The 13,163-nt window shown below is 48.8% G+C and carries 1 protein-coding gene; it reads right to left on the bottom strand.

Annotated features, from left to right (window positions below):
* Nucleotides 1-14: 14 nt before the first annotated feature.
* The gene (locus NX720_RS07325; RefSeq protein WP_262600391.1) at nt 15-13,004 is read right to left on the bottom strand and encodes a hypothetical protein; all 12,990 of its coding nucleotides are present in this window, start codon (nt 13,002-13,004) and stop codon (nt 15-17) included.
* Between the last annotated feature and the right edge of the window lie 159 nt (nt 13,005-13,163).

Below are 13,163 nucleotides of genomic sequence, written 5' to 3'. Positions count from 1 at the left end.
AATTGCGTTAAGCGTTATCCGAAGGTCGTTGGCGTATAGCCCGTGCTGGTCGAGTTGACCGGGGGCGTAGTAATTCCCCGGGTTGCGGCAAAGGCTGTACTGGTCGAACTTGTCGGCAAAATACCCTGTGCCTCCTCCGGCTCAAAGTTGCTCATAAAATGCACCAGCTTAAGCACTGACCTGTTTACCTCGGCATTACTGAAGTGTTCGGCGGCTGGTGGTGTGTAAAGGGCATTATTGTTGGCCAGGCAGGTATCGGCTATGACCTTTTGCGACCCGGGCAACAGCAGCCTGACCAGATCCTTCGCTCCTTCAACCAGCTTACTGATAAGACTAAGCTCGTCATGGTCTTGCTTATCGCTCCGGGGCTGGCTGGTTCCGGTCACCCATTCTTTTGGGTTGGAGATAATCCTGTCGTGAAAATTCAGTTTCCGGAGCGTATTAATATTGAGCAGAGCGATGGTTTCTCCGGTAGTACTGGAGGTCAACTTCAGGAAATGATTGTCCCAATGGGATTCTCCCTGAGAGCCTGACTTTACCTCGGATACGTCGGATTGCCGTAACGACCGGGACGCCCCTGTTCGTTTGTCACACAGCACCGGAAGCACCTGGTCGCTTGTCATCCCCAGGTACAGAGTCAGGCTCTGGCTGCCAAGGGAGCGCAGGTCTACATCCGCACCCGCTTCCAGAAACACGGTGTGCTGTCCGTGGGGATCATGAATTTTGGATGGCCGGGCTGATGCCTCGATGAAATAAAGGTCATTTCCCATTCCCCCTTTCAGAGTCACCCTGTCGTGGGAATTGTAAGTCGAACTGTTGCAATGATTCCTGTTTCCGGGCTGGGCGGTGGGCTGTCTCCCGGGTTTGGGGGATTGTCCGCCCAGTATCAACAGGTCATCACCTCTGCGCCCCCTGATCGTCTTTACAGAACAATCCTTACCGCAGTACAGAATATTGTTCAGGCTGTTACCTTCCATGAGCGCACTGTCACTTTCAGAGGCTTTCGTGAACAGTAAAGGTGCCGCATTACTGAGCATCGACGCCAAATGAGAGAGGCTGACTACCTGGTTGGTGTTCCCCCCTGTCAGTATCACGCCATCCAGGCGAGGTTGTTGTTCACGTAATGCCAGAAACAGGAGAGGCTGCAGATTGTTAAAGGCAGCCTTTCGTGTATCAATAGGCCCCAGGGTATAATGATCATCAGTCAGAGAAGCCTGCCACTGGGGGGGTTCCCCCTCTAATTCGTGGAGTTCGATACTACCGCCGAGTATTACCCGGTAGATTGAGGATTCGTTCCGGTCGTTGACAAGCTTGATATTCAAGCCTGGCTGGTGGTTGGCAACGACTCCCTCACCGGCAGGTACCGCCCCCTGCCAGGCCCGCCAGCGATAGGCGCCTTCTGTCCTTCCGAAGCTGAACTGCAGTTGTCCGGGATCGTTGATGCCATAAAAAACATAGTACACCGGATAGACACCCGCCTTGTCCGGTTTGTCGAGGCAGACATGGGTCGGTCGTTGCTCCGCTCCGGGAATAAAGTCCGGGTCGTCCAGCTGGACACGGGAGACCAGCTGATGACCGATAGCATTTGCTTCAATGGCAACGCATTTCACATACTTGCTGCCCTTGGGCAACGGATGGGGTTTATCACAGCGTAACCAGCGATCATGACGCAACACGACATGATCGCGCAGGCGTACGTCTGCCGTGCCGTGGCGTAATCCGGAGTGGTCATCAAATGAAAAGGGGCGGTACACCCGGTTGTGCACAGAGCGTGCCTTCGGTTGCCGGATAAACACACTGCTGTTCATGACGGTGTCGCCGGGCAGGGTTATTTTTCGACTGACTCTATTTTCAACGCTGTCACTGTCACTACCTGGGCCTGTAAAGTTGATCACGATTCCGTCGGACGTTTTTTCGGGCACGACCTTGAAACCGGGAAGCAGGTCAATAAACAAAGGGGCTTCCGGAGTAGGAGAAACCCGGTAGCTGGTGATCTCTGGCATATCGTCATTAACCACCAGGGCAAAGAAGATGCCTTTCCTGTGTTTCACTAAGGTATCGGACAATTCATCAAGGCCTATGCTGCGGACACCGAGAAAAAAGCGCAGGTCGCTGAATTTTATTTGTGTCGGAGCCAGGGGGTAACCGTCCAGCCCGGGCCAGACGCCCTTGATAACAATCTCGCCGGCTTCTGGTTCATAACGATTCTTCAATACCAGGTCAGACCCTCTCTGCAGCGCGGCGTAGAGGTGTGAAGGCTCATGGATATGAATAACGTTGGGGGTTTCGGGGGTTTGGGGCGTGGCCAGGTTGAGTTCAATGACGACCTGTTTAAAATAGCGCAGGTCGTCAGGCATAATCGTGAACCGGTCAGTTCCCTTTTTGCCAACCATTAATAAAATCAGTTCATTCGGTTTTTTGAAGTCGGTGCGCAGTGTCATGGCATTTGTTGCGCCCTCAGGATAAATCCGGTCCATGTATAAAGAGGATGGAATAAACAGGTCGTCCTTGTCGGTGCCGACAATCTGCAGGATTTTAGCCTGACCACCATTAGCCTGATCGCTATTATCCTGATCAACAATGGACAGGTCATCGTATTCACCCGGGAGGACTAAAGGGGCTGAATGGCCAATACGGTATAACTTGCCGCTGCTCCGGTTATAGCAATAGCCAGTGACAGGACGATCGGAACTGGTGTCAGAGTTCCGGCTACCAATCAGGTGCAGGATATCCCTTTCATAACTGGGTGGGCTAATAAACAGCCGTTTTTGCTGCCAGTCATACCAACCCTTATGGGTGTAGAGTCCCCGTACATTATCCCCCAGATCAAGCGATAACAGTGACTGCTTCGGATAATCTGCCAGTGGGGTGTCGGGCAGGCGCTTGAGTGCCTGGTCCAGCACGGTTTTCAGATGCAGCCGCTTGCGGCTGAGTGACGCTCCGGACGGCAAGCCGGGATAGCTGTACCAGATTTCTTTTGTGTTACCAGAGGGGCTTTTGGTCAGGTCAAAACCCGTCAGCAGTTTGTGCTTTTTCGATACCTCAAACTGAAAGCCTTCGTAGCGGCCTTGCCAGAGGTCGTTAAACAGATTCAGCTGGTAATCTGCGGGTGACGCATCACTGATATCTTTACAGGCAACAGAGATCAGCCCGTGAAATGGCCGGGGCAGTGCCGCATCGAGATAGGTGTTGCCCTGACAGTAAGGGTGATCAGCCTGTGTTGATGCTGGTGTTGGTGTTGATGTTGGTGTTGGTGTTGATGCTGATGTTGATGTTGATGTTGGTGTTGATGCTGATGCTGATGCTGATGTTGATGTTGATGTTGATGCTGATGTTGATGCTGATGTTGATGTTGATGTTGATGTTGATGTTGATGGTGTAGGTGATACCTGGGTTGGCTGATACCGAAACAGGTAGGGCAGACTGAGCGGTTCGCTTTCAAGCGCCAGAACCCCTTCATCGTTTTCCCCGACAAAGCGCATTTTTTTGCCCCCGGGGAGAGCCAGCAGTGCATTGTCATCGGGTGCGAACCAGAAGTCTGCTTGTTTCAGAAAGGCCAGGGGGGCAATATCCCGCAGGGTGTTCGTGGCCGATAGTCTGATCAGGTCAGGACCGGCGAACCCCCATTTTTTTTCAAACTGCGTAGAGAGACGCTTGAGTTCCCGTTTCAGGGCTGTGATAAACCTTTCAGCTGTCGTTTGATTCCATGTTGTCTCCGGAGCGCTGCCGCCGCCGAATGACTGGTCAAAGACTCTGTTGGCTATCAGGCCAAGATCAAGGCCCACCAGGCTTGCGCCGGAACGGGAGGGCAATTTATTGAAATTAAGGGCTCTTACGGGGTCGGCGGGAACCGTCCTGCTATCTGCAGTAAACCATTTATCAAACTCGTAAGACTCGGATGAGGCAAACCGCTTCAGCAAGGTGGAAGCCTCCATATTGTCATTACTGATGTACAGGATGTAGCCACCCCGGGTATAGGCAATCAAGCCATTGTCCTGGGACAGCACCTCGGTAAACCGGGCGTCCTGCCATGCCTGCCTGTCGGCGGACGACCCATTCCGGCTGTTTTTGAGATGGTCTTTATAACTGTTATCCAGGGCAATGACCGTAAAATCAAAGTCACTGTCGGGCATGATCTGGCGCGTACTGTCTTCAGGCTGGTTTATCTTGATGTAATACAGGTCACCAGACAGTCTGCTGAGCATCACATAGTACACATCCGCCCCCCGGCGGAAGCGGTGCACCGGAATATGATCCCGACGCAGGGCCTGTCGGGTGTCTGTGGTTAACACCAGGTGCGTGCCGGTTGAGTTGCGCTGAAAGCAATGGTAAGTGGGGTTCTGCCTTCGTCTGCCACCAGTACTCAGCTCAAGCAGTGACAGCTTTTGCGTTTCGGGCTTAAACACCAGGTCCAGCGCCCCTGACCATGGTGAACACGCATCAAGAAAGTGCTGGCGACTGTAGAAGTCAAACCGACTGGAGATATACGTCAGGGCAATATTATTAGCCGGGTCATAAAAGCCGCTCTGGGTGACGTCATTGATGTTCCTGGTTTTATTGATATACAGGGGCAGGATGTTCTTGAATTCAGCCACCTGACTGAAAGCCTCGTCCAAAGCTCCGGATTCGGTGTTAATAAACACCGGTAAAGACAGAACCTTGCCGGGCGGGTTGGCGGAAAGCGTGTATCCGACCCCTTTTTTCGTGGTGACTACAAAGCTGTGGGGCGCTTCATCCGGAGAGTGGTCAATGGGTTTCTCTATGGGGGCAAAAGAAGATACCGGGTGGGCAAATCCCGGGGCTTCCTTATAGATGTAGGCGTAGTCCTGGTCGTAGACTTTTTTAAACCCTGCGTTCAGTGTCTCCCCTGAGTACATCATCTCGGTTTTGGGGGCGTAAAAGAAGTAATTGTGCTTCGGGTCTCCTCCCACGGGCACCACTTGCTTTCCTACGGCGGACTTTGGAAGAACCAGCAACACTTCTACATTGTGTTTGGTATCAAACCATAAAGAGGTTCGCTCAAGCATCTCTTTCTTGATGGGGGAGCCGGTTCGTGTCAGGGGCATAAAGCAGTTGTACTGACTCTCTGACAGATCGATGTTCTGCCGGTACAGAGCAAAAGGGAGCTTCTGGTTTGCGGGACAATTGAGCAGGGAGACGGGCAGAAAACGCTGAGCCGGAGGGTAAGTCTGAACTAACTGCCTGAGCCACCGGCGACGGGCTTCGATATCCGTAAGGTGGTGACTGGATTTAAGCAACTGCATTTTGATATGAGGGGCTTCATAGTGCGGGCTGACAGAGATCACCCCGTTTTTTTCCTTAATAACAATGCGATACTGTTTGTCTGCCTCAGCGTCTGGCCAGTAACCGTTAAAGGTAAGGCGACTTCTTCGGAGCTGCAGGGTGAGAGTCTTCTTATCAGGGTCGAACGTTATCTTGCAGTTGTTACTCTCGTCGGTGGACTCTTTTGTGCATTCAAGCGTCTGGTCTTTCTTATGGGGCAGAAGCCACTGCACCGGGGTGTCCCTGGGCATGTCAATAACAATGTTTCTGTAGGGCAGCCCTTCCTCCCGGGTAATCATCGGGCGAATGGATTCCACTCGCTCATCAGCCACCATCTCTGCCTGCTCGGGATGTACTGGCCTTCTTTGCGACTGAAAGTGTTTGGTCAGATGCGCCTTAAGTTTCGCCTTGGTTTCAGCCTCAGCTTTATCTTTGGCCGCAAAGTCGGCTAATTCTTTTTCTGTCGGAACCATAAGATGCAGGTAATTGATTGTCTCACTGCCCTGGGGGATGGTAAACCGATAAGTGATCAGACCCTCATGGTCTCTGGAATAAGGAAATACTATCTGATGGTTTTTGTCATCCAGATGTGTGGTGGTATTGGATGCCAGGTACTCGATGTGTTTTATACCGGCAGTAATGTGTGCGAACTCTTTATTTTTCCCGATACTCCGTGAAGTAGCCCTAACCCAGACTGTGTCTTTGTAGACTTGTTTTATTTTCGGGTTCGATTCACTGGCAGCATCGAACAAGTCCTTTGTCGTGGTGTGCGCTACTTTAATTCTTTTTTTATCGTACTTGACGAAAAACGGGTTAAAATTCCAGTCAGGCACCATCGGCATAACGAGGGTGGAGTTGCCCTGGGGCATCAGGGAGCCGAGGTGGAATGTACCGTCTTCGCACTGGTACTTGTCTAACCGTTTGCCGGACTTGCAGTCAGTACTCAGGTAGTTGGCTACAAGGTCTTCTCTGCCCCGGGAGCTGAATGTCCCCTCGTATTTATAGCCTTCCCCTTCCCCGGCAGTTTCTTCAACTTCATAATCGTAGGTATTAATCATAATCCGGGCGAGTTTCAGGGTTTTCTTAATCAGGTCAAGCTCCCGAACGCCTATATACATGCCCGTACCCTCAGACTTTGCCGAGTGCCTGACCAGGTTAATGATCTCCTCAGGAATCATGTCAAAAAGGTGTGATGTGTCCATCTGCTGATAGAGGGTGTTAAAAAACTTGTCACCCTGGTTCAATGCATCTATTATCTGGCGGTCCATTTTTTTCAGAATCTTTGCCTGAATATCTCCATTAATCAGGGAGATTATCAGAAAGGAGATAATGGCAAAGGCCGCAGCGATGGCCAGACCGATATGGCCGGCAAAAGCGACAAAGCTGACTGCCACTCCAACCCATTCCATGATCATCCTTTTTTCCTGAAGACTTTTCATCTCCGGATCTTTGGTCTCTTTCCAGATATGCGTACTCAGGCCGGCGCTGGTCACTGAAAGAAGAGGCCCCAGGGACCGGCCCGCAAGCTTAAGGGATTTCCCCGATAGTTTGAGCCCTTTGGGGGGGGTGAGTGTGACTTTACTCCCCCCTATGGCTTTGCCCGGCTGGAAGGGGCGGATAGCATTAGTGGTCTTTGATGGGTTGAAAAGCTTGTTGATTTTGGACAAGTCCTCAACCATCTCTATGGCTTCGATGACTCCAAGGCCAAAATTGACGAAACTCTGGGCCTGGAGAGACTTGTAAAGGGAGTCGCTCATCCCGGGCGTTTTTTCTACAGAGTCCATTAAGAACCCGGATTTCATCCAGCCCATTACCATCTGAGCGCCGTCGTGCATCGACAGCAGGAAAAGCCCTTTTCGTGTATTGGCATTACTGGTCGTGAGTTTTTTAAGTCTGCGGGAGAAAGACTTGAAGGCACGGTTAAGCTTTTTCGAGCCGAGACTGACTTTGACGTCGTGAACCACGTCGGAGGTAAACGAGGTGGCTTTCCTGTCTTTAGTAACAGGATGAATAAATTCCATCTGCCAGCCCTGGTCCATTTTTCTCAGGGTGTCGAGTAAAGGAATATAGTCGTCACTGATCCTGTTGCTTTCGTAAATGGACGACATTGTATTAGTAAAAGCCAGTGCCAGTGCTTCTGCCTTCTGGTGTTTTGACATCAGGCTGGCAGTCAGAGGCTGGTCAGACTGGGGGTTGATCAGTGCTGAGAGAGGCTTGACCTTGTTGGGTAGCCCATTAAGAGCCATGGCCTGACTGAACCGGCGGTAAGCCACCGGATCAAGGCGGGGATGCAGCGAATTGTGATTCTTTGGTGATGATAGCCGGATGACACTGCTCTCATGGGCTCGCAGTAGAAATTCCGGGGCATTTTTCTCATGGGCTGACTTGAAATGAAAGCTGCCGATGTTGTTAAAAACCGTTTTGGGCAGCCGGGTAAAATCTTTTATAAAGCCTTTAAAAGCATCGTTGTCGCCATCGGTATTCTGCATCAGAACGGAGCCGATGCTTTCCTGGTGGCAGAATTCACGGATAAACCCTCTGAGCATTTCTGCTTTTGGGGTTGCACCGGGATCAATGCTGCCGAGCTTGCCCACAAGCGAGAGACTGTTGTAAGCCCCGCCGGGTATGCGGGTGACCGACTCACCATAGGGAGATAACAATATGCCCTGTTCCGGCCTGTAGAGCAGGGCCTCTGTGTTGGGGTTGTTCTTGCCCTGTTGCTGTGCCGACAGCCACGAGTCAACGTCCAGGGCAACAATCGTATGGAAACCGCGCACGGGTTTACGTTTCAAAGCGGCATCGGCGCGAAAGCTTCTTTGCCATTTTAGTTTTGCCTGAATCCTGGCCATAAGGGAGCCGGGTCTGGCAGAGAGTGCGCCAATGTCCACCCTGGAATAACGGGTGCCGGGGAGAGTAAAGATGCTTCTGGGAGATTTGGAGCGTCGGAACAGGCGCTGGACAAACCGGTCGGCCTTTTTCCCGAAAGAGTCCGGGTCCGGCCTCGAACAGCTGGTATCGCGTTTTTGGCGACCGGAAGAAGAACAGCCCGCATCGATATCGCCAAATAGCTTCTCAACAGCTTTCCTTTCCTGGTCATTGAACTCGCTTTCCATCGAGAGAAACTTTGTTACCTGTAAATTAAGGGCCTGAACGTTCTCTCTCAGTGTCATCACGGCGGGTCGTCGGGCAGCCTCCTGACTCATTTCCGCCACGTCTAGCTTCAGAAGCTCAATGATGTCATTCAGATACGACCTGTTATCAATCATAAGCCAGGTGCTTTCTCCGTTTTGATGGAGTTGTTCCCTGAGCCTGATAATTATTCTGTTGACGTGCTGTAATTGACTATCGTTAATAGCTGTTATGGAGCGATCCAGGAAAGGCTCGATATTTTGGCCCAGGGAATGAATTTCTTGCGTCAGGTTCTGAACCGCAGTAAGTGTCTCGGACAGAATATTGCCATCACTGGTGTCAGCACGCCCCACTTCAACGCCATCGTTACCAGTCCCATGTTGTGGAGATGACTCACTCAGAGTGCCCGGGCGAACCATTATGGGTATGGGGTTGGAGAAATCCTGGCTCACCTCCTGTTGCGGAGAGGAAGCTGGCAATGAGTAAGGATCACCCGAATGGCTGCTGACAGAAGCCGATGTGGAAGCCTGAGTGTTATCTTCGGGTTGTATCATTCCCCGGAGAGAAAGCGGGGGGCTGAGTCGGATTCTTTTGCGGGGAGGTTCTTTCCCTGAAATCGCCCCACTCTCACTTGTTACCCCCCCTTTTTTGGGTTTACTTTGTTTTACGGGTATATCGCTGTCTCCGTCTCCTTCGGTGTCACTTGGCATCAGTATTGATGTATCAAGGTCATCCGAATTGACAGAGGCCAAATCCTCTTGGGTTAAGCTAAACCAGAGACGCTGGTTATCGGGCAGGAATTCACCGGAAGGTCCTGCCTGCGGGCTTTGGGGTTCTAATGGCCCGGGAGGCTCAGGTAACTGAGGAAATTCAGGAGGGGCAGCGTCACTGGGCAGTGACGCCAGTACAGAATTATAAATTTCTTTGCCCTCGGGGGATTCAAAAAAAGTTCTGAACTGATCACTTGTTCTTTTATAGTGAGCGCGGCCCAATACGCGAAGGGGAGCTAGCTCTTTGTCATCAAAAACATATTCCAGCGGCGCTACTAATTCCGTTACTTTTCTTGCCTTGATTGCAATGACGAACGCATTTTTAAATCCCTTTCTGAGTTGTGGGTTATCGCTCAGCACAGTCAGGCGATGAACGCCAAGATTGTATTTTTTGAAAGAAATCAGTTCTTTAAGACCATAAACGTTAGCACGTACCTTTATATGAAGACCTTCGTCTTCTTTTGTGTACGTGAAGTTGTCTATTTGTGAGAGCTGACCAGGCAGGAGCAGGCGGGGCTCTGTGCCGGGACGCGGCGGAAGCAGGGGCGGATGGTCAGCCGGTGGCGTGAACATATTATCGATAAGGGCTTTGCCCCGCTCGGAGTCAAAGAATGTTTTAAATTTGTCGGTATCCTGAGTATATTTTCTATAAAGCTTCTTAAGCGATTCCAGCCAGATATCGGTTAAAGGTCTTAACCGTTCTTTAAGCTGAGCAAATTTGTCGAACGCCTGCACAGACTTAAACGCAATTTTAAACTCTTCACGTCGCTCGGGGCTTTCACTATCAATGTCTATTCTACTTATTTGGTAGTTGAACAGTTTAAAACTGATCAAGTTATAAAGACCGTCAGGGGTAGCAGTCACTCTTATGTTCAGGCTTCTGTCATTATTAATAGTGCATGACAGACTTTTTGTACCGGGCAAGAATGGGCGAAGTAACGAATCAGGGAGGAGATAAGGGGGTATTTGATCACCGGCTTGTAAGCCTAATATTTTTTTAGCAAGTTCCTTACCCGTTTCAGAAGAAAATAATGTATGGAATGGGGCGCTTTTCTTTTTGTATTCCGAGTATTTGCCGTTCAAAACCTCCAGAGGTACAAGTTCCCTGTCATCGAAAACTTTTTTCAAATCATTAATGAAGGAGATATATTTTTTGTGAGTAAGCGCAGATTCGAAAGCAATATTAAACCCCTTCCGAAGTCCGGGGTTGTCTGTGCAAACATCAATACTCTGTATTACTTTACCTTTTAGTCCTTTAATCCCGATCAGTTCTCTAAGTCCAAAAGCATCGCCGTAGACTGATACTGTGAAGCTGCCATCATTGTTAACAATGTATTGTAAATTTTCCCTGTCAGAGGTCAGGTTATCCTGATCTGGTAGCAGAAGAATGGGCCTTTTATCAGAGGGTAATGGCTCGGGTATCTGATAAACGAGTTGTGTCTCCAGTATGTTTTTCTCAATCACTTTTCCCTGGTCAGAAGCAAAAAACTCATGAAATGAAGAGCTGAGATTTATATAGTTATGGCTAGAACGTAAAGCTTTTAATGGCTGTAGCTCCCTTTCTTCGAAAAAACCTTCAAGACCATCGATTAATTTCTGATATGTTTTTTTACTCAGTGCCACTCTGAATGCGGCTTTAAATCCTTTCAGAAGTGCCGGACTATAAGCCTTGATAATAATATTGTTTATTTTTTTTCCGGTCAGCTGGAATTTGATCAGTTCTTTAAGGCCGAAAGCATCAGCGATTAACTCTATATTCAAGCTCCCGTCAGCATCTGAAGTCTGTTTTAATGTATCCCTGTGTTGATTCTGGTTATCCTGGCCAGGTAGGAGCAATAAGGGTTTTTCTATCAGCGTTGAGCTATTCTGGATTACTTCTCTATCGTCATGCTGCCTGAGAGGGGTGATCGCATAGTCAGGGTACTCATTGTTTAATGTGTATATGTTTTTATGGATAGATGAAAAATGCACTCCGGAGTTTTGAGTGTAAGTAAGCTTTTTGTACAGATCGTTGTAATGGCGATAGCTCTCTCCCTGTTTAGGCCTTTCGTAATGCAGAGCCTGTACATCCAGGTCATTTATAATGACATCGCCCTGGTTATTACGGCTTGCTGCTATTGAGTCTCCGAAAATGGATTTTACAAATTTAATGATGTACTGATAATTATGTTGGGTTTCTATTGAATCTGTAGAGTATTCAATGCGTATGGACAGAGTGGTATCTTTTGTGGGTTGAAAAGGTGTTCCATGAATTATTGTGTTGGGGTGTAAAATTTCTGCTCTGTTGACTCCTTTTTGTTTTTTAGTTAAGTCCCACCTCATATAAACGACAGTCTTGCCAGGGTTTTTTAAATACTCTTGTCTGGCTTGAATGAGTGTTTCAGGTTTTTTGCTCATTAATAGAATGATTTTTTTATCACTGCCGGTATAGTGACCGCTCCCTGATGCTTCTGAATGCGAATTATCTGTTTCATAATAGAGCAAGTTATGTCTATTTAGGTAATCTACTATTTTCTTTTTACTGCTGTCGCCCTTAAATGCATCCCGGCCTAACAGCTCACCATAAGGGTCCATTTCGTTAATCGGAGCGCCATAGGGACCCAAGTCAAAGAGCTCTTTTAAGGTGGTTTTGGATGTTTTGGTAAAATTTTCATCACTGATAGTGTTCAGTTGCGCCCTCCCATCACCCGACTCAAACACAGTCTCAAGATCAGACAACTGATGTGAGATTAAGCAAATCGGCTTTTCAGACTTGGGTAATGAAGCAACGATGCCGGCTGTCCTGAGTATGTAGTCGGCATGCAAATCTATCTCATTGGTGATGGGGGCAATGGGAGCATGGATGTTACTATATTTCAGTGCGTCTTCCAGTCGCGTTATCGACATAGGCTTAAACAGCTCACCAATAACCTCAAGATCCTTGTCTGCAATACGTGTGTTCAAATCCAGTCTACTGAAATAGGCTGGATGATCAGGTACTGCGTTTTTATAAGGTGCTTTAAGGGACTCAAGTTTTTCTCTTTCATCGCGATCCAGCGGCGGTATAACATTATTGGCCGATAATATTCCAGCTATATCTGCAAGCAGTGAGACTCCTGCTGCTTTGTTAAGGTAAGTGTTTTGGCGTCTTGGCAATGACAGAACTGAGCGTACCAATTTGGATGCACTCAGCAGGGGGTATGTCCCAAGCTGAACGTTAATACCCGCTGGGTTTAGCACCAGATAGGATCGAATGGCTCTTTCTGCCAGTTCTGTACTTCCCAGGTAATAGGCGACCATGGAGTAGAGTTTGCCACCTTTGTCTCCCCCAATCCGCCTGGCAGGGTTGTTTTCTTTGTCAGCCATATCAACGATGGTGATACCCATTTTTTTCAGTGTATCGATATATCGAGCCTGCTGCGCTTGTATCTTTTTTACTTCCTCTGCTTTTCCGTATTGATCAGACAGAGTTTTTGTTATTTTTTCTATATCAAGGATTTCATCGTCCGATAGAGCATCGCTGATAATCTTTTTTCTTTCGTTGAAAGCTAGTTTTTCTAATGCTGTATTCTCCACAAGGCTCGATCCGGAACGGGTTAGCAGGTCTTTACTCCCGTTATATACCTCATCGTTTAATAGTCCCAGGCAGGTTGTTTTAGAGTCTGTGTACAGGGTGACAGGGAAAGTCTGTGTCTTATCAGAAGTCTCGGTTAACTGAAACCTGGCCTCTTTCCACAGGTAAAGAGAGACAACATCGGTAATGTCAAGGGAACCAAGTTTTACGATACTGATGGTCTTTGGCAGGGACAGGTTTGGGTTTTGATTTGGGTTTTGGTTTGGCATAACGACAACCTCAACAATATCTATAGAGCCTTTAAAAGAGGGAGAGCCGGTAAACTAAAAATTAACTCTCATTTTTGTACTGATAGGTAGGGCAAGGCTCTGCAGCAGAAAAATAGGCAGAGTAAAGCTTGGTAGATATTCCCGTTTTTCACAAATATT

Origin of the sequence: Endozoicomonas euniceicola, assembly GCF_025562755.1 — a bacterium.
Lineage (GTDB): Bacteria > Pseudomonadota > Gammaproteobacteria > Pseudomonadales > Endozoicomonadaceae > Endozoicomonas_A > Endozoicomonas_A euniceicola.
Note: the sequence above shows the minus strand (reverse complement) of the source record. Positions and strands in the feature narration are given on the sequence as shown.

Coding starts and splice junctions, on each gene's coding strand:
- NX720_RS07325 (WP_262600391.1), bottom strand. CDS start 13,004: ATGCCAAACCAAAACCCAAATCAAAACCCAAACCTGTCCCTGCCAAAG.